Genomic DNA, 25,587 nt, shown 5'->3' on the forward strand with positions numbered 1-25,587 from the left:
TGCACCAATAGGTGCTAAACGGCGCTTTATAAGCGCTTGTCATTACTTTGTCATCAATTCAGATACTTTCCCTATGCATGATTTTCCGGACACCGATTACACCCAGCGCTTCATATTTGACGAGAGCGACGTTCGTGGCGAAATCGTTGCGCTGGAGCGCAGCTACGCCGAAGTGCTGGCCAAACACACCTATCCCGAGCCGGTCGCGCAATTGCTTGGTGAGATCCTCGCCGCTGCCGCATTGCTCGTTGGTACGTTGAAGTTCGATGGCTTGCTGGTGCTGCAGGCGCGCTCCGTTGGCCCGGTGACGTTGCTGATGGTCGAGTGCTCCAGCGAACGTGAGATTCGCGGCATCGCCCGTTACGATGAATCCCTTATCGTGCCCGGCGCTACGCTTCAGCAGTTGATGCCCGACGGTGACTTGACCATGACCATGGACCCGCGACGGGGCAAACGCTATCAGGGCATTGTCGGTCTGGACGGCGTGGACCTGTCGGAATGCCTGTCGACCTACTTTGTGATGTCCGAGCAATTGCCGACGCGTTTCTGGCTCAATGCCGACGGCAAGCGCGCTCGCGGTCTGCTGCTCCAACAACTGCCAGCGGCGCGCCTCACCGACCCACAAGAGCGCGAGGCGAGTTGGCAGCACGTGACGACGCTTGCCAGCACGCTGACGGCTGAAGAGTTATTGAGTCTGGATAACGAAACCGTCTTGCATCGTCTGTTCCACGAAGACCCGGTGCGCATGTTCGACAGTCAGCCGCTAACATTCCGCTGCAGCTGCTCGCGCGAACGTTCTGCCAATGCTCTGGTCAGTCTTGGTCTGGAAGATGCACAGCAATTGGTGATCGAGCACAATGGCGTAGTCGAGATCGACTGCCAGTTCTGCAACGAACGCTATTTGTTCGATTCCACGGATGTAGCGCAGCTGTTCGCAGGTGGTGGCGTGGACTCACCCTCAGACACCCGTCATTGAGGTAGTGCCACGCTCTGAGTGGGCGGTTTCGTGTCAATCAGGGCGGGCAAATCCCATATGTAGTTACTGACCGGAGGGCCCTACCTTTTCTAGGGTTTTCTGGCATAATCCGGCCCACTTTTCGCTGTAGTAGTGGTTGTTTTTTTACTACAAAACGTTTGGAGCACTCGGCCTTTGAGCCGACGGGGACACTCATGACGCAAGCCAATAGCACCGTGTATACCGATCTCAGCATTGATGATCTGGTGAAAGAAGCCCTGAATCGCGGTGAAGGCGAGCTGGCCGATACTGGCGCACTCGTCGTGAAAACTGGCCATCGTACTGGCCGTTCACCGCTCGACCGTTTCATCGTTGAAGAGCCGAGCACTCAGGCCGCCATTGCCTGGGGCCCGATCAACCGCAAGTTCCCAGCCGACAAGTTCGACGCCTTGTGGGATCGCGTTGCGGCCTATCTGGGCGAGCGCGATCATTTTGTTTCTCACGTGCATGTAGGCTCGGATCCGGCTTACTACCTGCCGGTCAAGATGAGCACTGAGACGGCGTGGCACAACATGTTCGGTCGTTGCCTGTTCATCAATCCAGAACAGTACAACGAAGGCGCCAAGCAGGAATGGCAGGTCATGAACGCCCCTTGGTTCGTCTGCGAGCCTGAGCGTGACGGCACCAATTCCGACGGCACGGTGATCATCAACTTCGCGGCCAAAAAAGTGCTGATCGCAGGCATGCGTTACGCCGGCGAAATGAAGAAGGCCATGTTCTCGGTGCAGAACTTCCTGCTCCCGGCTCACGACGTCCTGCCAATGCACTGCGCGGCCAACATGGGCGAAGACGGCGATGTGACACTGTTCTTCGGTCTGTCGGGCACCGGTAAAACCACACTGTCTGCAGACGAGAGCCGTTACCTGATTGGTGACGACGAACACGGCTGGGGTGAAGGCGTTGTATTCAACATCGAAGGTGGTTGCTATGCCAAGTGCATCGACCTCTCCGAGAAGAACGAGCCCGTCATCTGGAAAGCCATTCAGCACGGCGCCGTTCTGGAAAACGTCGTTCTGGATGCTGACAAAAAAGCGGATTACGCCGACGACAGCCTGACTCAGAACAGCCGGGCCGCGTACCCGCGTGAACTGATCGAAAAGCGCGCTCCGAAAAACCTCGGTGGCGAGCCGAACGCAGTGATCTTCCTGACGTGCGACCTGACCGGCGTGCTGCCGCCAGTGTCGATCCTCAGCGAAGAGCAAGCCGCGTATCACTTCCTGTCGGGTTACACCGCACTGGTTGGCTCCACCGAGATGGGTTCGGGCTCGGGTATCAAGTCCACGTTCTCCACCTGCTTCGGCGCGCCGTTCTTTCCGCGTCCGGCTGGTGAGTACGCTGAACTGCTGATCAAGCGCATCCGTGGCTTCAACTCCAAGGTCTATCTGGTCAACACCGGCTGGACTGGCGGTGGCTACGGAGTTGGCAAACGTTTCAACATTCCCACCACGCGCGGCGTGATCGCAGCGATCCAGAGCGGCGCGTTGATTGGTACCGAAACCGAGCACCTGGACACCGTCAATCTTGACGTGCCGAAGTCGGTACCGGGCGTCGACACCGCACTGCTTAACCCACGCAACACTTGGGCAGACAAAGCGGCTTACGACGAAGCTGCCAAAGCGCTTGCGACTTTGTTCACCGAGAACTTCAAGAAGTTCGAAGTGAGTGACGCGATTAAAGCAGCGGGTCCGAAGTTGTAAGATTCGGATTGGTTGAAAGAAAACCGCCCCTCGGGGCGGTTTTTTATTGTCTTGGATTTCACGTTATAGGAGTTGTCTTGTTCTTTTGTACGAAGCTTCCCTAACGCTTGTAACTGTCTTGTTGCTTCTGATTTTCAGCCTTAGCCTGCGCGGCATCGTCGCACGTATGACGGCTGAAAATTATAAGTCACTCCAGGGACAGGTCTGTTCACTATGTATAAAACCGAAGACTTTCGCGTCACGCTAAGCTTTGCTCAAATGGCAGCGATCTTAACTCAAGATTCGTTATCTGAAGGTGAGATAAGATCGAATCGCATATTTGGCAGTTTGCGTTTGGTTGGAGGCATCGTAGAGCTTGCAGGTGCTGGTGTTCTTTGTGCACTTCCAGAGCCGACCATGATAAGCAAGGTCGGATGCGTGGCTATGGGGGTGCATGCTTCCGATCAACTGTCTGCTGCGTCAACGCAGATTCTTACCGGTAAGCAAACCGATTCGTTGGCGTTCAAAGGTGGGGCTTCTGTCGCGAAGTCATTCGGAGCCTCCAATGATGCGGGTCAGGTCATTGGTCTGGCGATGGAGTTCGCAGTCCCGCTTTCGACGGCTTCGCTGTACAACGCATTCAGAGTGTCCTCCGTAAGGGCGGGGAGAATGACTGTCGTGACGAGTGAGATACCGTTGCACGCGCCTAAAAAGCTGGGTGGTGGTCATACGATTGCTAAGCATGTTGGCAAGGCGTTGGAATTTCTGCAACAACGTCTTGCGTCGAGGAAAGTCCATATAGCGAGTACTTTCCCTGACCTCGCGACTGCCGAGCTAGCAGTAAGTCAGGCAATCCATGAGAATAAATTAAAAATTTTAATGTATTCAAAAGTAAAATTTCTTCTAAAGCGGCCTCAGGTTGAGTTTATCACTGATCTCAATAGGGTGATCGGCTGGGGTATCACCAAAAATGCGCCCAATGAGGTTATTGAAATGTCAAAAGTTCACGTGATTATCAAGCTGACTGATTACAATCATATGCCTTATTTCATTATTACTGCTTTTCCAGTTAAGTGAGGTGTCGCCGATGATTTATGGAGTGCTCATGGGGTTTATGTACGAGGTCGGAGCTGGAGTGGGTGAGTTTTTGTCGGATGAAGAGAGGGTTATATATGTTCCGCTTCAATTGTCTGAGATAGTCAGCGAATACTTCGATACCCATGGCATCGTCAGTGTGTTTTTTCTAAAAAGACAGATAAAAAGCTATATCAAAAAAAACATGACTGCTAGCGGGTTGATATACTCCGAGCCGTTTAATCAAGAATTGCGTTTTCCAGAAGACTACTTCGAAGGCGACCTACACGTATTCCTGACAAACGTCCTGTCCTTAATCGACGCAGAGCGCAAGGCGCGGATTAAAAAGTTCTTCTCCCGTTAGCCTGCATTCTCAGTCGACGGAAAGTCCTGTGTGATATCAAAGCTTCCTTTGGCAACCACGCTTTTGGCTTCGCACAGTTTCGCGTCAAACCCCGGATGGCGTTCGCCGTGCTCGGCGGCGTAGGTCGCGGCCTCCTTGGAGCAGGCTTCGTTGGGTTGTTCCGGGCCGGAGGCTGCGTTGAACTGGAAGCTCCCGATCAGTCGATAGCGCACCAGCAGCTTGTTATCGGAATGCAATTTCTCCACCGAGCTGAAATCGAGTTTTACGTTGCTGTTGGCACCTGTCTTGTCTTTGTCGAAGTACAGGTAATACGCGCCGGTGTCGTAGGACGCATTGCTTTCGCCGTGGGAAACCTCAACGCGGCCGCCCTGAAACAGCAGCTCGATATGAGGTTGGGAAGGGTTTTCAAACGAAAAGCCAAGGATCGGGCCGATGCTGACACTGTTGCTGTCGCCATCTTTGATCTGATTACCACTAAGCGTGAGCCAGTTCGCGCCAGGCTCTTTCCCAGGAAGGAATCCGACGGCGACGTCATCGCCTGTCGCCTCGTAATGCAGATTCAGATCGCCAATCACGTCGATCGACATTTTTTTCAACGGACCGTCTGTATTGGCTCCGACGCGTCTGGCTTCAGGGGCTTCATCATTGCCACAGCCGGAGAGCGTAGTGAGCAGAACTGCGAGCAACAGCATGAACAGGCGAGAAAACGGGCGTGCGGCAGCGGGGGTCATGTGCTTTTCCATAAGTGAGCGGCTGGAGGCGCTTCTGTTTGGTTGCAGATGTGACCGCAGAAATGAGGCGTTGCTCGCACAATCATCAAAATAATAGCAATCGCCCCTGAGCAGGGGCGATTGCTTTGGAGCTGAATTCTTGGCGCGGCGTCGTTCTATCAAGTCAGCCGTCAAACCGGTGAATCATCGAATCGCACAAAATGTGGTATTACAAGAAACCGTATGTCGCACTATGCAATAAGTTTCGCGTTGGAGCAATGATCAGCGTATTTGTTCACTTGATGTTTTTATAGGCCTCATCTCCTTTCGCCAAAGTTGCCGCCAAGCCTTCCTTTGGTGCCAGGGGCGCACCCGCGATAGTCGAAAATGCCTTTTCCTTTTCGCCATGACTCACGATGCGTTCGTCATTTCGGTGCTCGGTAATCAAAGTATAAGTCTGCTTATGCATGTTGGTGAACTCCTTCTCCCGCTTCACTATACTTTTATGCAGGGCGCTGATTTTATCCGGCGTCAATTCGAGTTTGTTCTTCAGCGAAACACCCCACCGAGTCAAACAGACTTCGGCATAGTGGCGCGTCAGTTGGCCGGGTTCGGGCAGGACATCGGGTCCCGATGCGCCGGTCGCTGAAGTGTTTCCGACCAGCGTGGCGTGGCGGCCAGGCATTGGGTACAGGTTCACGGTGGTGCTAGGATCGGTTTTTGGAATCACACAAGCGAACCCTTTTGAGCGCTCATCACGGGCATAAAACCCGACGTATTTTTTAACGTTGGACCCAAGATGCACCTTCCACAGCTGGAAGTTAAGTGGGCCAGGCACTGGATCAATTGCCAGGATATTGACCGGGACCCCACGCAGAGCGGGGTCTGCGCTCATGGCATTTGCCAGCATGTGGCAGCTGATGCCGCCGCGACTCCAGCCCACCAGATTGACCTGCGTAGGAATAGGCCCGTCAATGCGGAACATTTTTATGATTCCCTCCTGAAGCTCTTGCTGGCTGACCTTGCGATCACCGTAATCATAAGTGCGCCAAAGCCAGGAGCCTGCCACTTCAACATCTTGAATAGGCACTCCGGCCTTTTTCAGTCGTTCATAGTCCTGTTGTGAGAGTTTACTTCTTTGCCAGTGACTCTTGCCTTTCATCACGTTGATCGCATGTTGGACGTTTTCGTGCCAGCCTTTGCCGAACGCAGTACCACTCATGCCATAACCCTCGGACTTGGTAAATAAGTCGTCGGCTTGCAAATTACCGCTGCCCGGCCCGTCCACAATTATCCATTCTGCGAACTCTTTGCCCAGGCAGTTACCGGCCAATGTTGAAATTAATTCGCCATTCTTGAAGTCTTTGTTGATGGTGTCGTATTTGTTGGAGCCGGTGCCGCAAAAGAAAACTGTAAAAGTACTCATGATGTATCCTCATTCCATTGAAGGTAGGAATGAGGCTACATGAATATTTTATTAGTTTAGTTCTGCTGTTGTTACCTGATATTTAAAAGCGGTAAATACTCATCCCTTCCCAGTGCGGGTTTCAGGACATTTGTGGACGAGAAGCACAGACTGCATAAGGAGCAACAGGATCCAACGCTTTGTCTAATCGCAGACTCAGACGTAAATTTTGCAGCTGACCTGTATCCTGCTTTCATTTCTGTAACGGTTTTGGCCTGTTGAAGCCCAGACCCGCCGCGTTAAGGTTTCAGCTCTTTCTGGCGGTCAAAGGAGTGGCAGCATATGCATCAAACCCTTGAGCAGGTTTTTGGATTTCAGCAGTTTCGCGCAGGGCAAGAGGTCACGATTGCCGCGGTATTGTCGGGACGTTCGGCGGCGGCGATTTTCCCAACCGGTTCCGGCAAGTCCCTGTGCTATCAACTTCCCGCGTTGTTGTTGCCGCACCTGACATTGGTGGTGTCGCCGCTTCTGGCACTGATCCAGGATCAACTGGCGTTTCTCCAGCGCCACGGTATAGCAGCGGCCAGCATCGACTCGGCACAAAATCGCGACGAGGTTGCTGATGTCATGTCCCGAGCACGCTCCGGTGAGCTGAAGATTCTGATGATTTCCGTGGAGCGTTTGAAGAACGAGCGTTTTCGGCATTTCATCACCCAGATTCCCATTTCCTTACTGGTAGTGGATGAAGCGCACTGCATCTCCGAATGGGGACATAATTTCCGCCCGGACTATCTGAAATTGCCGGACTACCAGCGCGAATTCAACATCCCGCAAGCATTGCTCCTGACGGCCACCGCTACGCCGGACGTGATTGCAGACATGCAGAGCAAATTTGCTATCGCGCCGGAGGACGTGGTCACTACAGGATTTTATCGATCTAACCTCAAACTGCTGGTGGAACCGGTGGCAGGTCACGATAAACGTCGGCGTTTGGTGCAGTGGCTGGGCGAGCGAGCCAATCAACCGGCCATCGTCTACGTGACACTGCAAAAGACTGCCGAATTTATTGCTCTGCATCTCTCTGAAAATGGCATTCCTGCTTACGCCTACCACGCAGGACTCGTCCACGATAAACGCGAGTCGATTCAGCGTCAGTTCATGGACGGCAGGATTAACTGCATCGTCGCTACCATCGCCTTCGGCATGGGCATCGACAAGAGTGACATTCGCAACGTCGTGCATTTCGATCTGCCCAAATCCATCGAAAATTACAGTCAGGAAATTGGCCGGGCAGGACGTGACGGCGCGCCGTCCGAGTGTTTGGTGCTGGCCAATCGTGACAGCGTGAATGTGCTGGAAAACTTTGTGTACGGCGACACACCTGAGCTTGAAGGCATACGGCGCGTACTTGAGGACGTGCTCAATGCGCGAGGCGATGGTCAGTGGGAGTTTCTGCTGACGCCGCTTTCGGACATGAGCAACATTCGCCAGCTACCCCTCAAAACGCTGCTGGTGCAGCTCGAACTCCGCGGCATCATTGCGCCGCGCTATTCCTATTTTGCGGAGTATCGATTCAAGTTCCTGCTGACCGCAGAGCAAATCGTCCAGCGTTTCGAGGGCGAACGCCGACAATTCGTACAGGCCCTGATGGAGACCTCCAGCAAGGCGCGTACTTGGGCGACAGTAAACTTTGACGCGATGTTTCAGCAGTACCAGGCTGATCGCGGGCGCGTCGTTACTGCGCTGGATTACTTTCAGGAGAAGGGCTGGATCGAGCTGGAAAGCAAGCAGATGACGGAGGTGTACAGCCTGCTCGACACAGACTTTGATCTGGACTCGCTGAGTGGCGAATTGCACGCGCACTTTGCTCACCACGAGCGCACTGAAGTTGCACGGGTTCACGCGATGCTGGATGTGTTCAGCAGCGAACAATGCTTGAGTCATCGGCTCGCCCGGTATTTCGGCGATGAACAGTCGCCTGAGCATTGCGGGCATTGTTCAGTGTGCGAAGGGCGCGTCGCCCGATTGCCAGCGCCCCCTGTGCTCGCGCCATTTGAAGCGCAGGATTTTCAAGGGCTGTGCGGCGAGTTTATTGCCAGGCATTCGAGTGCCAAGGGCTTTGAGCCGAGCGCAGAATGCCTGACCCGATTCCTGTGCGGGATCAGCGTGCCTATGTTCACCAAGCTTAAGGCCCGGAGTATCACTGGGTTCGGGATGCTGGAGAATTACCCGTATGCGTTGGTGCGCGAGTGGGTCCAGAGCCAGGTTTGATACAGCTCGCTGTGGCTGCGACGCGATCATCACAGCCACGCTCGGGCGCGCAATCTTATGAGTCGCTGTCCTCAGGCGTTGCGAATTGCTGTTTCGCTTCGATCGCAGCCGCATCAAGATCCAGAACGCCTTGGCCATACGCTTCTTCATTGGCAAACATGCCATTGCGGTTAGCGGTAGCCAGCAAGATCGTGCGCAACTGCTGAAGGCTGGCCTGGGGATAAAGACTTTGCATCGCCGCCAGTGCGCCGCTGACCATGGCCGTGGCCGGAGAGGTGCCCGCAGTTTCAGTTAATGCTCCGTCTTTGCCCGTTGTCAAAAGGCCGCGGTCCTTGCCTCCATCTCCACCCGGAGCGGCGATGCACCACTTCGCGGCGACCGCGCAGTAGTTGGACTTGTCGGTAACCAGCGTTCCCTCATTATTGAGCGCCACAACGGCCAGCCAGCCTTTTTCCAGTTCACTCACGGCAAAGGGCAGGCCGGGCTCTGCCAGAGGCTGTCGCTTGAGCTCGTTTCCGGTTGGGAAAACAAACACCGCACCGTTACTTACCAGCTCACGCGCCATTGCTAATGACTCCGGCATCACCTGCTTGTAACGCGCCTCGGTAATTTCTGTGGCTGGGATGGAGTTTGCCCAGGAGTTGCTGATGATTCGCGCTCCGGCGTCGAAGCTGAGCTTCCACGATTGAGCTATCTCGCTATCAAAGAAGAAGGGTTCGTCATTGTCCCCGAAGCGCATCGGGATAACTTGTGAGTCGTAGGCGACGCCGTGGATACCTTCACCATCTTTATTGGCGGCGATGATGCCTGCCATTTCGGTCCCGTGGCCCTTCACGTCGATTGTGCCGGGGACATTGCGCATGAAGTCATACCCCGGATCAGCGATGCGGCCGCGAAACTCCGGGAGAGCGGTATTCAGGCCTGAGTCTATAACGGCGACAGTAACTCCCTGTCCCGTACCGCCGAGCGCGTAAAGCGTTGAAGCCTTGATGATGGCGAGACCCTTTTGAGCCTTGTACTCATCGGTTTCAAACTCGGTGATGTTCCAGTTGTCTTGAGAAGTGTCGGCCTGCTTCGCGGGTGTGATGCAACCCGTGAGCAGCATCGGCAAAATCAAAGTGGCAATGCCCAAGCGGTGTTTTGTGTCGGGGGCTTTCAGTGTGAGACGGTTCCGGGGAAATTTGTACATACGCAGCTCCATGATGTAAATCCACTACGCTTCCTGCGTAATGGTCGTCGGCTGGCAGTATCGAGGCTTTATCAGGCTTTATCAGGCTTTGGAGTCGTAGATATGTATCTTTTTATGCGCTGCGCAACTGACGAAGGGGGTGGTCATTTGAGTCCCCGGCAGCGACCTCTCATCCGCTTGAGCAAGGTTTGTGATTAATGAGTACAACGCAACGCGCCGACTACGTTCACTTCCAGCCGATCACCACCCGCTGGCATGACAACGATATCTACGGCCATGTGAACAACGTTACTTACTACAGCTTCTTCGACAGCGCCGTGAATACCTACCTGATCGAGCGGGGCGGCCTGGATATTCATGACGGTGCGGTGGTGGGGTTTGTGGTCAGCTCATCGTGCGATTACTTCGCGTCAATTGCCTATCCCGATCTGATCGAAATTGGTCTGCGGGTCGCCAAGCTGGGCAACAGTTCAGTGCAATACGAACTGGCGGTTTTTAAATCGGGTGAGGATGACGCCTGCGCGGCGGGGCGATTCGTACACGTTTTCGTGGACCGCGCCTCGAATCAGCCAGTGCCGATCCCCGACGCGCTGAGAAGGGCTATGACATTGTTGCAGGTCTGAAAACAACACTGGCCGCTTTTCAGGGCGGCCAGTGGTTGAACTCTTGATCACGGGCGTAACGGATTAACGGTGACGCCAATGACGTTGGTTCTTGCGATGACCGTAGGCGTGGCCGCGTGGGCCATGGCCGTTACGGTAATCGCGACGATCACCGCGATAGCTGCGGTCGTCATCACGACGGCTCTCGTTGCCCATATAGTTACCCAGCGCGCCACCTGCGCCACCACCGGCTGCGGCGCCGATCAGGCTACCGGTGCTGCCGCCAACGCTGCGGCCGATGACGTTACCGCCGGCTGCGCCCAGGCCACCACCAAGGGCTGCTTCAGTACGGTTGCGGCGATTCGCGCCAACCGCACCACCCGCTGCACCACCTAAACCTGCACCAATGGCCGAACCTGTGCTGCCGCCAATCTGTTGGCCGACAACGGAACCGAGTACCCCACCCAATGCTCCGCCCACACCGGCAGTCACATTGTCGCCAGCTGAAGCGAAACCAGTGGCCAGAGTGAGTGACAACAACAGAATCGAGGAATACTTCATGTATGGACTCTCGTAGGGATGACGGCGCGATCCTGCAATCATGTAGGAAATGTCACAATCAAAATCCGACGAGTAGCACGACTTGTATACAAAACGCTAAGTTATTGTTTTGGTTGAGGAACTAAGGCCGGAATCGACAGTCCTAGATTACTTCACACAGGCCCGAATCACGCGATTCGGGCCTTTTTTGTGGGGCAAGTCCTGTAGGAGCGAATTTATTCGCGAGGCCCGTCTGGCTAGCAAAGTTAGCCAAACGGTCCTACGGCTCGCGCATGAATCCGCTCCTACAGAGAAGTTATCCCCGGTACAAATCATACAATCCGCGCCACCTCAACATGCCGCTCCAGCTTGATCGCGACAAACTTCGATGTCGGCGTGCTGCTGCCTTCGCCAACGCTCTCCAGCGGCACCAGCGGATTGACCTCAGGGTAATACGCCGCAGCCTGCCCGGCAGGGATGTCGAATGCAAGCAGGGTAAAGCCCTTCACGCGGCGCACGATGTCATCGCCCCAGATCGACACGATATCGGCCTTCTGCCCCGGCACGAAGCCCAGGCGAACAATGTCAGCCTCGTTCATGAACATCACGTCACGCTGACCTTTCACACCACGATAACGGTCGTCCAAGCCATAAATGGTGGTGTTGTACTGATCGTGTGAGCGCATCGACTGCATGATCAGGTCGGGAATGATCCCTGTCGCGCGAACGCCCTCGTGCACCAGATCCACCGGCAGCAAGTTCGGCTTGAAGTTGGCACGAGCACTTGGCGTGTTCCAGCGACGAACGCCCGCCGAGTTACCGAGGTAGAAGCCGCCCGGATTTTTGATCTTCTCGTTGAAGTCTTTGAAACCCGGAATGGTATCGGCGATCAGGTCGCGAATGCGGCTGTAGTCTTCCACCAGCCACAACCAGTCCACCGGCTGCTTGCCCAATGTTGCGTTGGCGATGCCTGCAAGGATCGCAGGCTCGGAGCGCATCTGCTGGGACAGTGGTTTGAGCTGGCCGTTGGAGGCGTGAACCATGCTGAACGAGTCTTCTACAGTGACTGCCTGCGGACCTTCGACCTGAATGTCGATATCGGTACGACCGAAGCACGGCAGGATCAACGCGTCTTTGCCGTGCATCAGGTGGCTGCGGTTGAGTTTGGTGCTGATCTGCACCGTCAGGTCGCAATTGCGCAGCGCTTCGGCAGTGCGTGGACTGTCCGGCGTCGCCTGAGCAAAGTTGCCACCCAGACCGATGAAGACTTTCGAACGACCTTCCAGCATCGCGTGAATCGCTTCGACCACGTTATGCCCGTTGCTGCGTGGCACTTTGAACTGGAAACGTTTTTCCAGAGCGTCGAGGAAGAACACCGGCGGGCGCTCGTTGATGCCCATGGTGCGGTCGCCTTGCACGTTGCTGTGGCCACGTACCGGGCAAAGACCTGCGCCAGGGCGGCCGATGTTGCCGCGCAGCAGCATCAGGTTGGCGACTTCCTGGATGGTCGGTACCGAATGGCGATGCTGGGTGATCCCCATCGCCCAGCACATGATCACGTTTTTGCCTTTTGCGTACATGCGCGCGGCGCGCTCGATATCTTCCAGCGGCAGACCTGACTGCTCGATGATCGCTTCCCACGTGGTGTCGTCGATCTTGGCCAGGTAATCGAGCACGCCCTGGGTGTGCTCATTGAGGAAGTCGTGGTCGAACACCGACGGCGCATTGGTCGCCTGGGCCTCACGTTCCCACTGCAGCAAAAATTTGGCCATGCCGCGCAACAGTGCCATGTCGCCGCCCAGTGCCGGGCGGAAGTAAGCGGTGTTGGTGGGCTCGGAGCCATTGCTGAGCATTTCCAGCGGGTGTTGCGGGTGCTGGAAGCGCTCCAGGCCGCGCTCTTTGAGCGGATTGACGCAGACCACTTGCGCGCCACGCTGCACTGCTTCACGCAGCGGTTCAAGCATGCGCGGGTGGTTAGTGCCGGGGTTCTGACCGAGTACGAAAATAGCGTCGGCGTGTTCGAAATCATCGAAAGTCACAGTGCCTTTGCCGACACCGACGCTTTGCGACAGCGCCACGCCGCTGGCTTCGTGGCACATGTTCGAGCAGTCAGGGAAATTGTTGGTGCCGTAAGCGCGAACGAACAGCTGGTACAAATAAGCAGCTTCGTTGCTGGCCCGACCTGAGGTGTAGAACTCGGCCATGTCCGGGCTTGGCAGGTTGTTCAGGTGTTTGGCGATCAGCGCGAACGCATCGTCCCAGCTGATCGGCTTGTAGCGATCGGTCTGGGCGTCGTAGGTCATCGGCTCGGTCAGGCGGCCCTGATATTCCAGCCAGTAATCGCTTTGCTCCAGCAATGCGCTGACGCTGTAACGGCTGAAAAACGACGGGTCGACGCGGCGCTTTGTGGCCTCCCAGTTCACCGCCTTGGCGCCGTTCTCGCAGAACTTGACCATGCCGCTTTCTGGCGAATCGCCCCATGCGCAACCCGGGCAGTCAAAACCGCCGTTCTGGTTGGTCTTGAGCATCATGCGCAGGTTTTTCAGCGCGTTGTCGCTGGTCAGCCACGCCTGCGTCACGCTGATCAGTGCGCCCCATCCACCGGCCGGACCTTTGTACGGCTTGTAACGCGGAATCGGGGTTTTGTCGGCTTGTTTGTGCATGCTCAAACTGGATTCTCCATCGCAGGGCTGTAAACCCGCGGCGCACTTTTCTGCGGCAGGTGGATTAAATTGAGGTTGTGACGACGCGCCCATTGCAGCGCCAGGCCCGTGGGCGAGGACAGGCTGACCAGGGTTTGAATGCCTGCACGCAGGACTTTTTGAATCAGTTCGAGACTGCAACGACTGGTGACGATAGCCAGGCCGCCCGCCGTAGGAATGTTCTGGCGAATCAGCGCGCCGATCAGTTTGTCGAGGGCGTTATGCCGGCCGATGTCTTCGCGGCCCATGAGTAATTCGCCTTCATCGTTCATGAACACCGCGGCATGGACGGCGCCGCAATGCATGCCCAGTGGCTGGAATTCATTGATGCGCTGGCGCAGGCCTTCAAGCCATTGAACAGGGGGGAGCGGGGCGCCGGGCAATACGTTCAGTTCAGGCAGCGCCTGCTCAACGGCTTCGACGCCACACAGGCCGCAACCGCTGGTGCCAGCCATCTGGCGACGTTGAGTCTTGAGGTTCCAGAAGGCGCGATTGGCGATTTCTACTTCAGCGGTCAACGCCGACCCGCAGCCACCGAGCTTGATGTCATAGATTTCGTCGGGAGAAGCGATGAGGCCACTGCCCAGACTAAAGCCCACAACGAAGTCCTCGAGATCGGTTGGAGTGACTAGCATTACTGCCTGGCTGATGCCGTTGTACGCGATGGCCAACGCCACTTCTTCGGCAAGATCGGCCGGCTCTTCGGCGTCACGCGCGAGGTTGGTGTAGCTGTAGGGCTGGCTTGCGGCGGGCGCGGGCAGGGTTTTTGCGGGCGCCGTGCTGTCCGTGCGCTTGGCGTGCATGGGAAGTACCGGCAGAGTTGTCAGGCCTTTAGCCTAGGCTTGTTACCATATGGCGTCTAATTGCTAGTACTGATGCGCCGATAGATGACGTCGATCAAGATAGCTCGATCATTTTCTGGTATAGCGCAAAGCATGCCTCGGCCAGTGCAGAGCGCGGCGCAGCACGGCGCATGATCAGCCCAAGGCGAGCCAACGTTTGAGCATCCTCTATGGGCTGCAATCGCAGGTGTTCAGTCAATGATTCGAGCCCGCCCTGCAGTGGCATGATTGCGCAGCAGAATCCGCCGTGGACGGCCTGCATCAGTTGATGCACCGCATCGGTCTGGATCAGCGGCTGGGGTTGCAGACCGCGGCTGTGGAAGTTGTGGTCGATGGACTGACGAAAATGCATACCGCTGGTGAGCATGCCGAGCGGCAGTTCGATCAGGCTTTCCCAACTTATTGGGGCTTCGCCGAAACTGAAATGACGCTGGTCGTACATCAGGCCCATGCGTGTTTCGGCCAGTTCCAGAGAATCGAAACGGTCGTTATCCAGGCGCTCGAGATAAGAAACGCCTAGATCCAGACGATTGCTCGCCAGCTGGTCGAGAATCTGCTCGGAGCTCAGGGACGACAGTTCAAAGCGCATATTCGGATGAACGGTATGCAGTCTTTGCAGCAAGGGCAACGGATCGAAACTCGACAACGGCACCACGCCCAGCCGCAATGTCCCGACCAGATGGCCCCTGCACGCCGCGGCTTCAGCCAGCAAACCATCGTAGGCCGCCAGTACAGTCCGCGCCCATGCCAGTACGCGCTCGCCTGGAGCTGTGAAACCCTCAAAGCGCTGACCGCGATTGACCAACGGCAAGTCGAGCTCTTCCTCAAGGCTGCGCAAGCGCATGGAGAGGGTCGGCTGAGTGATGTGGCATCGCGCTGCGGCTTGCCCGAAATGACGGGTCTCATCGAGCGCAATCAGGAATTTCAGCTGTTTGATGTCCATCGTCACTCCATTGGGTGCAAGGCAGGCGCCGCGATTCTAGCGCGACCGGATGTCGCATGGCTTGAAACCTTGCGTAGGGGTCATTGGTCGGAAGTGCTGTTCGGGCAAAGTCAGCGGACTAAGGTTGTTGCTTAGGACATCAAAACCACAATGGAGAAACGACATGAGTCTGTTTAGTTTTGTGAAAGAAGCCGGTGAAAAACTCATCGACCTTCTGACGCCTGGCAATGCCAATGCTGAAGAATCCCTGAAGAAGCACATTTCAGATGTGGGGTTGGGCAATCCCAACGTTTCGGCAACCGTCGACGGTGACAAAATCACTTTGACCGGTGAAGTCGCAAGCCAGGAAGAAAAGGAAAAGATCGTGCTCGCCGCGGGCAATATTGCGGGCGTGGGCAGTGTGGATGATCAACTCACTATTGCCGCAGGCGCGCCTGCTGCAGTTGCCGCCAAGTTTGTGACTGTCGAGAAGGGCGACACGCTGAGTGCTATTTCCAAGCGTGTATACGGCGATGCCAACAAGTATCAGAAGATCTTCGACGCCAACAAACCGATGCTCAAAGACGTGAACAAGATTTATCCGGGTCAGGTGCTGCGTATTCCGGAATAAGGGCCCCAGCGCCTGTTTAATCGCTTTCGCGGACAGTTCCGCTCCCGCAACAGCATCGATATCTGTGGGAGCGGACCTGTCGTGAAGACGGTAGTCCTGACAATCCGATTCAAAGCCCCGCTATCAACTCCTGATAATCCGTCACCGCCTCAAATTCCTCGGTATTTTTCGGCCCTTTGCGGCTGTCCGGCTCTCTCACGGCCAGCAAATGCCTGACGCCATAACGCCCCGCGCTGCGCAGGATCGACAAGGTGTCGTCGATGAATAGACTGCGTGCCGGGTCGAAATCTATCTCAGCGTGCAGCGCATCCCAGAATTGCGGGTTTTCCTTGGGGAAGCCGTAGTCATGGGAGCTGATCAGGCGCTCGAAATAGGGGGCAAGTTCGATGCGCTCCATCTTCAGCGACAGCGAATCGCGGTGTGCATTAGTGATCATGATCACCCGCTTGCCCGCGTGTTGAAGCGCCGCAAGAAAGGTTTCGGCGTCAGGACGCAGGGCAATCAAATGGGCAATCTCGACTTTGAGTTCACGCACTGAAAGCTTCAGCTCGGTGCTCCAGAAGTCCGTGCAGTACCAGTTCAGCGTGCCGGCGTTCTTCTCGAAAAGCGGCAGTAGCTCCATTTCGGCCATCGCTCGGCTGACGCCGTGCAGTTCGGCGTAGCGCTGCGGCAAGTGCTCAAGCCAGAAGTGGTTGTCGAAGTGCAGGTCGAGCAGCGTGCCGTCCATGTCCAGCAGAACGGTGTCGATCTCGCGCCAGGGCAAAGAAGGCATAAAAAACTCTCAGCGGTGAAAAAGTGCGCCGGCAGATCCGACAAAGACATTCGCAAAAGCCACGGTATAGTACTCCGTCCACGCCAAGGAGCCCGTCATGCGCCAGAAACCCACCGTATTAGCCCGCGAAATCGTCGCCAGCAGCCGCCTGTTCCGTGTTGAAGAAGTGCAACTGCGCTTTTCCAATGGCGTCGAACGCGTCTATGAACGTTTGGTCGGGCGCGGCAACGGATGCGGCGCGGTGATGATCGTGGCAATGCTTGATGATGAGCATGCGGTATTGATTGAAGAGTATTGCGGCGGCACTGACGAATACGAGTTGTCCCTGCCCAAGGGCCTGATCGAGCCGGGCGAGGACATTTTGGCCGCTGCTAACCGAGAGCTTAAAGAGGAAGCAGGCTTCGGCGCACATCAGCTGGAGCTGCTCACTGAGCTGTCATTGTCTCCAGGCTACATGAGCCAGAAAATCCAGGTGGTGCTGGCGACCGACTTATATGAAGAAACACTCCCAGGCGATGAACCCGAGCCGATGCGGGTGGACAAGGTCAATTTGCGCGAGCTGTCGAGCTTGATCGAACACCCGCAATTTTCCGAAGGTCGCGCTTTGGCGGCGCTGTATCTGGTGCGCGATCTGCTGACCCAACGCGGGGTGTTCCAGCCATGACTGATGCGTTCGCGCACTTGCCGCATCCTTTGTTGGCACCGGTTGTGGACTTGTGCCGTCGGGCGGGTGAAGCCATTTTGCCGTTCTGGCGCAATGGCGTTGAAGTCACTTCAAAATCCGACAATTCTCCGGTCACGGCGGCTGATCTGGCCGCGCACCATGTGTTGATCGACGGCCTCAAATTACTCGCCCCTGACATTCACATTCTCTCCGAAGAAGATGCCGACATTGCGCTGAGCCAACGTTCGGGCTGGGATCGCTGGTGGTTGGTCGATCCACTGGACGGCACCAAGGAGTTCATTGCTGGCAGCGAAGAGTTCACCGTGAACGTGGCACTGATCGAAAACGGTCGGGTGGTGTTCGGCGTGGTGTCGATGCCGACCAACGATCGCTGTTATTTCGGCGGAGAAGGCCTCGGCGCATGGCGCAGTGAGGCTGCCGGACACCTGGCGCCTATTTATGTACGTACCGAGCCTGCCGCAGGCGAGACGTTTACCGTGGTTGCCAGCCGCCGCCATTCCAGTCCTGAGCAGGAGAAGCTGCTGGCCGGATTGTCTTCGGCAGTCGGGCCATTGCAGCTCACCAATATCGGCAGTTCGTTGAAATTTTGCCTGTTGGCCGAAGGCGCCGCCGATTGCTATCCGCGTCTGGCGCCTACCTCGCAATGGGACACGGCTGCGGCTCAAGGCGTGCTGGAAGGCGCGGGCGGCGTGGTGTTGGATCTGGCGGGGGAAGTGTTCACCTATCCGCCCCGGGAATCTCTGCTCAACGGCTTCTTCCTGGCACTGCCGGCCAAAGCCCCTTGGCGCGATGCGCTGCTGGAATTAGCCAAAAACTGATGCAGATCCTGTAGGAGCGAACTTGTTCGCGAGGCGCTCTGGCTGATACACCACGTAAGCCGCATCGCCAACAAGTTGGCTCCTACAGGAAATATGCGAGCTTATCGATGAAGCACGAACTGCCCGCTGAACGTCACCGCCGATTTATCTGAATCCTGTGCAACGATCCGCGTATCCAGTGTCAACCGCGCTCGTCCACGTCGCTCGTACATTCTCAAAAACCGATTCCACGTCGCTTCATCCGGCGCGTCGCATATCGCCACAGCATCGGTTTTTACCGGCAGCGGATAGCTGATCTGTCCTTCCTGAATCACGATATGACCGTCGTCGATGCCGGCCTCCTTGAGCCGCACATGCAGCCAGCCCCAGCCCGCCAGCACCGCGCCGCAATACAGGCTGCCGCCGAACAGCGTGCTTTTGTGGTTCACGTTGGGCGCAAGCGGCAGGTGCAGGCGCAATGTGTGGTCGTGCCAGCTAAGCACTTTTATTCCCATGTCGCGGGTCAGCGGGATGTCGCGATGCAGCACCGCTTCCAGCGCCTTGGCCTGGGCGCAATCGCCGTCGTCCATGGACCGTTTCACCTGATCACTCGACGTCATCGTGACCCCCGCCGCTGAAGGTCAGACCGTGCTTGCGCAGCTTGTCGTGCAAGGTTTTACGCGGTAGCCCGAGTGATTCGGCCAGACTGCGCACAGAGCTGTGAGGGCGCGACAGTTCGGCGGCGATCAGCGAGCGCTCAAAACTCTCGACCTGCTCGCTGAGCCCACCGCCAGTGCTTGGCAAGTCCGGTTGCTGATTGCCTTCCAACTCCAGCTCCAAACCAAGGGCGAACCGCTCGGCGGCGTTTTGCAGCTCGCGCACGTTGCCGGGCCAGGTGTGACGCAGCAGCAGCGCGCGATGCCCCGGTTGCAACTCGTGGCGCGGCAAACCGTGACGCAAACTTGCGGCGTCGGCAAAGTGCTGGAACAGCACCAGCGGATCTTCGCCACGCTCACGCAGGGGCGGAATACGCAGCGGCGCAACGTTGAGCCGGTAGTACAAGTCGGCGCGGAAGCGGCCTTGATCGGCGGCCTGGCGCAGGTCTTCTTTGGTGGCGGCAATTACTCGTATATCCAGCGCGATCTGCTGATTGCCGCCCAGTCGCTCAACCACCCGCTCTTGTAGCAGGCGCAGCAGTTTGACCTGCACGTCCAGGCTCATGCTTTCGATTTCATCGAGAAACAACGTGCCGCCGTTAGCGAACTCGAACTTGCCGATGCGACGTTTTTGCGCGCCGGTAAACGCTCCGGGCTCATGCCCGAACAGCTCGCTTTCCACCACGGATTCGGCCAAAGCCCCAGCGTTGATGGCCACAAACGGCCCGTTTCGGCGATTGGACAAATCGTGCAGCGCCCGTGCGACGACCTCTTTGCCAGCGCCAGTTTCTCCCAGGATCAGCACGTCGGCCTTGGTCGCTGCGAGCGCGCCGATCTGGTCGCGCAGGCGTTGAATCGGCGCCGAAAACCCGACCAGCCGATTGCTCAGTTGCTGACGATCACTCAGTGCCAGACGCAAGCTGCGGTTATCAAGTACCAGACGGCGCAGGGCGAGGGCGCGGCGTACGCTGTCGAGCAACGCGTCGCTGGCGAACGGTTTTTCCAGAAAGTCGTAAGCACCCGCCCGCATGGCCTGGACCGCGAGCGGAACATCGCCGTGGCCAGTAATTAGCAACACCGGCAAGTCGGGGTCTTGAGCGTGCAGCTGTTTGAGCAGTTCCAGGCCATCGATCCCCGGCATCCGGATGTCGCTGACGATCACGCCGGGCCAGTCGCGCTCGATGCGTGCCGGTAAACCTTGGGCATCGCTCAGGGGCAGAATTTTCAATCCGGCGAGGTCCAGGGTCTGACTCAGCGCCTGACGCAGATGCGGGTCGTCGTCGATCAGCACAACCTGAATCCGGCTGTCGATGGCGGTGTCCGTACTCATGCAGATAAGTCCTCTGACGGTTGTAGGTTGACGCCCGAAGCGCCGGCGCGCATGCGCAACGTCAGCAATGCGCCGCCGTCTGGATGATTGGCGAACAGCAACTCGCCGCCCAGCGCGCGCATCAGCGTATCGCAGATCGCAAGGCCCAGGCCAAGGCCCTGGGTGCGCGTCTTGGTGGTGAAAAACGGCTCGCGGGCGCGTTCCAGTGCTTCTTTGGAAAATCCCTGCCCGTTGTCGCGAATGTACAGATTGACGCCATCCTCGATGCGCTCGGCACTTATCCACAACTTGCGCGGCGGGCCCTTTTCAGTGAGCGCATCCAGCGCGTTCGCCAGCAGATTGCCGAGCACCTGGCGCAGTCGCGTTTCGCCCGCCTGCACCCATAGCGTCGCAGCTGGCAGATCGCGGATCAGCTCCACTTCCATGCCCCGACGACGTTTGGCCAACAAGGCCAGTGCATCGTCCAGCGCCGGTTGCAGGGCCACGCTTTCAGGCGCATGGCGATCGCGGCGGGCGAAAGCGCGCAGGTGGGCAATGATTGAAGCCATGCGCCCGGTCAGCTCGCTGATCAGCTTGAGGTTGCCGCGCGCATCTTCGGTGCGCTCGTGATCAAGCAATACTTCGGCGTTCTCGGCGTAACTGCGAATCGCCGCCAGCGGTTGATTGAGTTCGTGGCTGATGCTCGCCGACATGGTGCCCAACGCCGACAGCTTGCTGGCCTGCACCAGCTCATCCTGCGCCCTGAACAACTCCTGCTGCGCGTGCTCGCGTTCGAGCACTTCCTGACGCAGCCGGCCGTTTGCGCCTTCCAGATCGCTGGTGCGTTCGATCACGCGGATCTCCAGTTCGCGCCGGGCCTTGGCTTCGAAGGCGATGCGATCCAGATAGTGACGACGGCGCTGCATCATGATACCCAGCAACAGCATCAGCACCATTAACGTCGCGCCGCCGATGGCGACCACAGTGCGCACGGGACGCGAGACCAGCACCCGAGGCGCCAGAATATTCACGCTCCAGCCGGTTTCGCCGATTTGCTGGGTCTGGGTCAGCCAGCTCGGCTCATCGAGCAGCAAGGGGCGCGGATCGCGAGTGGGATACGGCTGGTTGGCGACGATGGCCTGTTTTTCCTCTTCACTCAGCGGACGGGTCGCGCGGAATCGCCAGTTGGGGTTGGAGGTCAGGATGACGACGCCGTTGTGGTCGGTGACCAACAGCTGTTCCGGGGTTTTGCCCCACAGGGTTTCGGTGTGGTCCAGATCGACCTTGACCACCAGCGCGCCGAGCACGTTATCGCCATCGCGCACCGCCGCGCCGAAGAAGTAACCGCGCTTGGCGGATGTTGTGCCCAGACCGAAGAAGCGCCCAAGGCGCCCGGCCATGGCATCGCTAAAATAGGGGCGGAAGGCGAAGTTGCGCCCGACGAAGCTGTCGCGCTTGTCCCAGTTGGAGGCCGCGAGCGTGTCGCCGTTGGGGGCCATCAGGTACATGACTTCGGCGCCAGTCTGTTGCGCCGTCGTCATCAGCAGCCGGTTGGCAGCGTCTTGGGCCTGTTTGTCCTGAGGGTTGGCCAGCGCGGCGCGCAGGGCAGGAATATCGCCGAGGATCTGCGGCATGACTTCGTAGCGGTGCAGGGTGCCCAGCAGGTTGGCGACGTAGAGGTCCAGGGTCTGACGATTCTGGCTCAGCAGTTCGTTGCGGTAGTAACGCTCGGCGAGGTGTTCGAGCGGCCACAACAGCGGCGCGAGAATCAGCGCCAGCAAGGCGAGACTGCGCCAGCGGGGGCGGCGTGGGAGGGTTGCGGTGTTCATCGTTGCGCTTACGCCGATTGATTCGTCGGTGTCTGCACCTACGTCTTCGCGGACAGGTCCGCTCCCACAGGATTTACGCAATCAATGTGGGAGCGGACCTGTCCGCGAACGAGCGCGAAGCGGTCGCAAACAGGTGAGCCCGTTGTCCTCGGGCAGTCACCGCATTATGCCTACCGCTGCTGTGCTAAGCACTCCAGCAATGCGTTGTGCCAATCCGGTTGGCTCACGCCCCATTCGCGCTGCAGCAGACTGCAATCCAGGCGCGAGTTGAGCGGGCGCGCGGCGGGCGTCGGAAACGCACTGGACGGAATTGGCTCAAGCGCTGCGCAGGGTTTGCCTTGTTCGATCAATTGCTGACCAATCGCTTGCGCGAAGCCGAACCAGGAAGTCTCACCGCTGGCGGTCAGGTGATAAACACCCCAAGCGCCAGCGTCACCGGTTTGCCAGCGCTCGATCAATTGCTGCGTGCTCTGGGCAATGGTCCCAGCCCAGGTCGGCGCGCCGATCTGATCCGCCACAATCGTCAGTTTTTCGCGTTCCTGCAGCAAGCGCTGCATGGTCAGCAAAAAGTTACGACCCACCAGCGAATACACCCAACTGGTGCGCAGGATCAGGTGCTGCCCGCCGACCGCTGCAATGGCCTGCTCGCCCGCAAGTTTGCTGCTGCCATAAACACCGAGGGGGTTGGTCGCATCCGACTCGATCCACGGGCCGTTCTTGCTGCCGTCGAACACGTAGTCAGTGGAGTAATGAATCAGCGGGATGCCCAGCGCCGCAGCTTCTTCGGCCAGCACGCCTGGCGCCAAGCCGTTGATGGCCAGCGCCAGTTCAGGCTCACTTTCCGCCTGATCCACAGCCGTGTGCGCAGCCGGGTTGATGATCAGGTCCGGCTTGATCTCGCGCACTGTGGCCCGAAGCGACTGCGGTTGGCTCAGGTCAAATTGATCGCGGCCCAGCACGATCAGCTCGCCCATGCCTTTCAAGCTGTGCTGCAACGCCTGGGACACCTGACCGTGCTGACCGCTGATCAGGATGCGCAGCGGCTTTGACGGCGTACTCATGGGAACAGGTCCGCGTCTTTGAAGCGCTTGCCGTCCTGATCCTTGGCGGACAGCTTTGGCGCTTCACTTAAACCCCAATCGATGGCCAGGTCCGCGTCGTCCCAACGGATGCAGCGCTCAGCAGACGGCGTGTAGTAATCGGTGGTCTTGTACAGGAACTCGGCGTGCTCGCTGAGCACCACAAAACCGTGGGCGAAGCCAGGCGGCACCCACAACTGACGAGCGTTTTGCGCCGACAGATGCACGCCTACCCAGCGGCCGAAGGTTGGCGAGCTGCGACGAATATCTACAGCCACGTCAAACACCTCACCCACGGTGACGCGCACCAGTTTGCCCTGCGCGTGCTCGACCTGATAATGCAGGCCGCGCAGCACGCCTTGTTGCGAGCGTGAATGGTTGTCCTGAACGAACTGCGCGGTCACGCCAGTCGCCTCAGCGAAGGCTTTGGCGTTGAAGCTCTCATAGAAGAAACCACGCTCATCACCGAACACTTTTGGCTCGATGATGAGGACTTCAGGCACTTCGCAAGCGGTGACTTTCACTGACTTTCCCCTGCCACTTTGAACAGATACTGACCGTAACCGGTTTTGCCGAAGTAGTCGGCGCGGCTGAGCAGATAATCCTTGTCGATCCAGCCATTCTGAAAGGCGATCTCTTCCAGACACGCCACTTTCAAGCCTTGGCGATGCTCGATGGTCTGCACGTACTGCGACGCTTCCAGCAGGCTGTCATGGGTGCCGGTGTCAAGCCAGGCAAAGCCACGACCGAAGCGCTCGACGCGCAGATCACCGCGTTGCAGGTAAGCATTGTTGACGTCGGTGATTTCCAGCTCGCCCCGTGGTGACGGCTTGACGTCCTTGGCGATCTGTACGACTTCGTTGTCGTAAAAATACAGCCCGGTTACGGCGTAGCTGGACTTCGGTGTCTTGGGTTTCTCTTCGATGGACAGCGCTTGCCCGTTTTCGTCGAAATCCACCACGCCGAAGCGTTCCGGGTCTTTCACCCAGTAGCCGAACACGGTAGCGCCGGATTTCTGATCGTTGGCGCGCTTGAGTTGATCGCTGAAATGCTGGCCGTGGAAGATGTTGTCGCCCAGGATCAGGCAAACCGAGTCATCGCCGATGAATTCTTCGCCAATCAAAAACGCCTGTGCCAGACCGTCGGGCTTTGGCTGTTCAGCGTAGTGAAAGTTGACTCCGAATTGGCTACCGTCGCCCAGCAGGGCGCGGTATTGCGGCAGGTCCAACGGGGTGGAAATCACCAGGATTTCTTTGATGCCCGCCAGCATCAGCACCGAGATCGGGTAGTAAATCATCGGCTTGTCGTAAATCGGCAGCAGTTGCTTGGAAACCCCAAGAGTAATGGGGTGCAGGCGCGTGCCTGAGCCGCCTGCCAGTACGATTCCTTTGGTCATGCGATCAAGTCCTTAAGTGAAGTGCCCAGGCGTTCGCCCTGATAACTGCCGTCTTGCACGTTGCGGCACCACTCGAGATTGTCGAGGTACCACTGCACGGTTTTGCGCAGGCCAGATTCGAAGGTTTCCTCCGGCGTCCAACCCAGGTCGTGTTCGATCTTGCTGGCGTCGATTGCGTAGCGCATGTCGTGGCCGGGGCGATCGGTGACGTAGGTGATCAGATCGGCGTAGTTGTCGACGCCTTTGCGTTGCTCCGGCGCGAGCTCTTCAAGCAGCGCGCAGATGCCCTTCACTACGTCGATGTTCTTCTGCTCGTTGTGACCGCCGATGTTGTAGGTCTCGCCGACAACGCCTTTGGTGACGACTTCGAGCAGTGCCCGGGCGTGGTCTTCAACGAACAGCCAGTCGCGCACTTGCAGGCCGTTGCCATAGACCGGCAGTTTCTTACCAGCCAAGGCATTGAGGATGACCAGCGGGATCAGCTTTTCCGGGAAGTGGAACGGGCCGTAGTTGTTCGAGCAGTTGGTCACGACCACTGGCAGCCCGTAGGTGCGATGCCAGGCGCGGACCAGATGGTCGGACGCAGCCTTGCTCGCAGAGTACGGCGAGCTGGGCGCGTAAGGGGTGGTTTCGGTGAACAGGTCGTCAACGCCGTGCAGGTCGCCGTACACCTCGTCCGTGGAGATATGGTGGAAGCGGAACGAGGCCTGTTCGGCTTCGGTCAGGCTCGACCAATAGCTGCGGGTGGCTTCCAGCAAACTGTAAGTGCCGACGATGTTGGTCTGAATAAATTCAGACGGGCCATCGATTGAGCGGTCGACATGGGATTCAGCGGCCAGATGCATGATCGCCTGAGGCTGAAACCGTGCGAGCACTTTGCTGACGGCATCTTGATCAACGATGTCCGCCTGCACAAACTCGTAACGGCTATTGGTTACGATACTTTGCAGCGATTCCAGATTGCCCGCGTAAGTCAACTTGTCGAAGTTCAGTACGTCGTGATCAGTGTTATTGATGAGATGGCGGATCAGCGCTGAGCCAATAAATCCCGCACCGCCAGTGACAAGTATTCGCATGGGTGGACCTTCTTCCCTGGATAGACGTAAAGATAATGAGCCATA

24 protein-coding genes are annotated in these 25,587 nt (G+C 57.4%); 9 read left to right on the forward strand and 15 right to left on the reverse strand.

The window, feature by feature from the left end; genetic code table 11:
• Positions 1 to 73: 73 nt before the first annotated feature.
• From hslO to ACWKWM_RS01165, 4 genes are all read left to right on the forward strand, one after another.
• Positions 74 to 976 (forward strand): Hsp33 family molecular chaperone HslO, encoded by a 903-nt coding sequence (gene hslO, locus ACWKWM_RS01150; protein ID WP_483844353.1) that lies wholly within the window; start codon positions 74 to 76, stop codon positions 974 to 976.
• Between the two features lie 194 nt (positions 977 to 1,170).
• Positions 1,171 to 2,712: a phosphoenolpyruvate carboxykinase gene (locus ACWKWM_RS01155; protein WP_483844354.1), complete on the forward strand. Its 1,542-nt coding sequence runs from the start codon at positions 1,171 to 1,173 to the stop codon at positions 2,710 to 2,712.
• A 213-nt stretch (positions 2,713 to 2,925) separates the two neighbouring features.
• Positions 2,926 to 3,768, forward strand: a complete 843-nt coding sequence (locus ACWKWM_RS01160) for an RNase A-like domain-containing protein (protein WP_483844355.1) — start codon at positions 2,926 to 2,928, stop codon at positions 3,766 to 3,768.
• A gap of 28 nt (positions 3,769 to 3,796) precedes the next feature.
• Complete coding sequence (locus ACWKWM_RS01165) at positions 3,797 to 4,129, forward strand: hypothetical protein (protein ID WP_483844356.1); 333 nt, start codon at positions 3,797 to 3,799, stop codon at positions 4,127 to 4,129.
• Here ACWKWM_RS01165 and ACWKWM_RS01170 read toward each other — a convergent pair.
• Positions 4,126 to 5,034 (reverse strand): hypothetical protein, encoded by a 909-nt coding sequence (locus ACWKWM_RS01170; protein ID WP_483844357.1) that lies wholly within the window; start codon positions 5,032 to 5,034, stop codon positions 4,126 to 4,128. The genes ACWKWM_RS01165 and ACWKWM_RS01170 overlap by 4 nt on opposite strands.
• Positions 5,035 to 5,134: 100 nt before the next feature.
• Complete coding sequence (locus tag ACWKWM_RS01175) at positions 5,135 to 6,265, reverse strand: hypothetical protein (protein WP_483844358.1); 1,131 nt, start codon at positions 6,263 to 6,265, stop codon at positions 5,135 to 5,137.
• 321 nt (positions 6,266 to 6,586) lie between these two features.
• On the opposite strand from ACWKWM_RS01175, the gene ACWKWM_RS01180 reads away from it, so the two are divergent.
• Positions 6,587 to 8,515: a RecQ family ATP-dependent DNA helicase gene (locus tag ACWKWM_RS01180; protein ID WP_483844359.1), complete on the forward strand. Its 1,929-nt coding sequence runs from the start codon at positions 6,587 to 6,589 to the stop codon at positions 8,513 to 8,515.
• A 55-nt stretch (positions 8,516 to 8,570) separates the two neighbouring features.
• Here the strand turns inward: ACWKWM_RS01180 and ACWKWM_RS01185 are convergent, their stop codons facing one another.
• The gene (locus tag ACWKWM_RS01185; protein ID WP_483844360.1) at positions 8,571 to 9,704 is read right to left on the reverse strand and encodes a S8 family peptidase; all 1,134 of its coding nucleotides are present in this window, start codon (positions 9,702 to 9,704) and stop codon (positions 8,571 to 8,573) included.
• 197 nt (positions 9,705 to 9,901) lie between these two features.
• On the opposite strand from ACWKWM_RS01185, the gene ACWKWM_RS01190 reads away from it, so the two are divergent.
• On the forward strand, positions 9,902 to 10,327 hold the full coding sequence (locus ACWKWM_RS01190; RefSeq protein WP_483844361.1) for an acyl-CoA thioesterase: 426 nt from the start codon (positions 9,902 to 9,904) through the stop codon (positions 10,325 to 10,327).
• A gap of 63 nt (positions 10,328 to 10,390) precedes the next feature.
• Here the strand turns inward: ACWKWM_RS01190 and ACWKWM_RS01195 are convergent, their stop codons facing one another.
• The 4 genes from ACWKWM_RS01195 to ACWKWM_RS01210 form a co-directional block, all read right to left on the reverse strand.
• A complete protein-coding gene (locus tag ACWKWM_RS01195) occupies positions 10,391 to 10,867 on the reverse strand; it encodes a glycine zipper domain-containing protein (RefSeq protein WP_483835031.1) in 477 nt (158 codons plus the stop codon).
• Between the two features lie 311 nt (positions 10,868 to 11,178).
• Positions 11,179 to 13,509, reverse strand: a complete 2,331-nt coding sequence (locus ACWKWM_RS01200) for an FdhF/YdeP family oxidoreductase (protein ID WP_483844594.1) — start codon at positions 13,507 to 13,509, stop codon at positions 11,179 to 11,181.
• Between the two features lie 2 nt (positions 13,510 to 13,511).
• Complete coding sequence (gene fdhD, locus ACWKWM_RS01205; protein WP_483844362.1) at positions 13,512 to 14,351, reverse strand: formate dehydrogenase accessory sulfurtransferase FdhD; 840 nt, start codon at positions 14,349 to 14,351, stop codon at positions 13,512 to 13,514.
• A gap of 94 nt (positions 14,352 to 14,445) precedes the next feature.
• A complete protein-coding gene (locus ACWKWM_RS01210; protein WP_483844363.1) occupies positions 14,446 to 15,333 on the reverse strand; it encodes a LysR family transcriptional regulator in 888 nt (295 codons plus the stop codon).
• Positions 15,334 to 15,496: 163 nt separating this feature from the next.
• On the opposite strand from ACWKWM_RS01210, the gene lysM reads away from it, so the two are divergent.
• On the forward strand, positions 15,497 to 15,943 hold the full coding sequence (lysM, locus tag ACWKWM_RS01215; protein WP_483844364.1) for a peptidoglycan-binding protein LysM: 447 nt from the start codon (positions 15,497 to 15,499) through the stop codon (positions 15,941 to 15,943).
• Positions 15,944 to 16,052: 109 nt separating this feature from the next.
• On the opposite strand, the gene yrfG is transcribed toward lysM, so the two are convergent.
• Complete coding sequence (gene yrfG / locus ACWKWM_RS01220) at positions 16,053 to 16,715, reverse strand: GMP/IMP nucleotidase (RefSeq protein ID WP_483844365.1); 663 nt, start codon at positions 16,713 to 16,715, stop codon at positions 16,053 to 16,055.
• A 97-nt stretch (positions 16,716 to 16,812) separates the two neighbouring features.
• Between yrfG and nudE the strand changes: the two genes are divergently transcribed.
• Complete coding sequence (gene nudE, locus ACWKWM_RS01225; protein ID WP_483844366.1) at positions 16,813 to 17,379, forward strand: ADP compounds hydrolase NudE; 567 nt, start codon at positions 16,813 to 16,815, stop codon at positions 17,377 to 17,379.
• Positions 17,376 to 18,218 (forward strand): 3'(2'),5'-bisphosphate nucleotidase CysQ, encoded by an 843-nt coding sequence (gene cysQ, locus ACWKWM_RS01230; protein WP_483844367.1) that lies wholly within the window; start codon positions 17,376 to 17,378, stop codon positions 18,216 to 18,218. The genes nudE and cysQ overlap by 4 nt, the downstream gene beginning before the upstream one ends.
• A 101-nt stretch (positions 18,219 to 18,319) precedes the next feature.
• Here cysQ and ACWKWM_RS01235 read toward each other — a convergent pair whose 3' ends face one another.
• The 7 genes from ACWKWM_RS01235 to rfbB form a co-directional block, all read right to left on the reverse strand.
• Positions 18,320 to 18,787 (reverse strand): YiiD C-terminal domain-containing protein, encoded by a 468-nt coding sequence (locus tag ACWKWM_RS01235; protein ID WP_483844368.1) that lies wholly within the window; start codon positions 18,785 to 18,787, stop codon positions 18,320 to 18,322.
• A 16-nt stretch (positions 18,788 to 18,803) separates the two neighbouring features.
• Positions 18,804 to 20,183 (reverse strand): sigma-54-dependent transcriptional regulator, encoded by a 1,380-nt coding sequence (locus ACWKWM_RS01240; RefSeq protein ID WP_483844369.1) that lies wholly within the window; start codon positions 20,181 to 20,183, stop codon positions 18,804 to 18,806.
• Complete coding sequence (locus ACWKWM_RS01245) at positions 20,180 to 21,991, reverse strand: sensor histidine kinase (protein WP_483844370.1); 1,812 nt, start codon at positions 21,989 to 21,991, stop codon at positions 20,180 to 20,182. Before ACWKWM_RS01245 ends, ACWKWM_RS01240 begins: the two co-directional genes overlap by 4 nt.
• A gap of 170 nt (positions 21,992 to 22,161) precedes the next feature.
• Entirely contained in the window at positions 22,162 to 23,052 is an 891-nt protein-coding gene (gene rfbD / locus ACWKWM_RS01250; RefSeq protein WP_483844371.1) for a dTDP-4-dehydrorhamnose reductase, read from the reverse strand.
• Positions 23,049 to 23,594: a dTDP-4-dehydrorhamnose 3,5-epimerase gene (gene rfbC / locus ACWKWM_RS01255; RefSeq protein WP_483844372.1), complete on the reverse strand. Its 546-nt coding sequence runs from the start codon at positions 23,592 to 23,594 to the stop codon at positions 23,049 to 23,051. The genes rfbD and rfbC overlap by 4 nt, the downstream gene beginning before the upstream one ends.
• Positions 23,591 to 24,466 carry a glucose-1-phosphate thymidylyltransferase RfbA gene (gene rfbA / locus ACWKWM_RS01260; RefSeq protein ID WP_483844373.1) on the reverse strand — a complete coding sequence of 292 codons (876 nt, stop codon included), beginning with the start codon at positions 24,464 to 24,466 and terminating at the stop codon, positions 23,591 to 23,593. The genes rfbC and rfbA overlap by 4 nt, the downstream gene beginning before the upstream one ends.
• Positions 24,463 to 25,542, reverse strand: a complete 1,080-nt coding sequence (rfbB, locus tag ACWKWM_RS01265; protein ID WP_483844374.1) for a dTDP-glucose 4,6-dehydratase — start codon at positions 25,540 to 25,542, stop codon at positions 24,463 to 24,465. Before rfbB ends, rfbA begins: the two co-directional genes overlap by 4 nt.
• Between the last annotated feature and the right edge of the window lie 45 nt (positions 25,543 to 25,587).

The sequence above is a fragment of the Pseudomonas rosaeacicularis genome, from assembly GCF_057128745.1.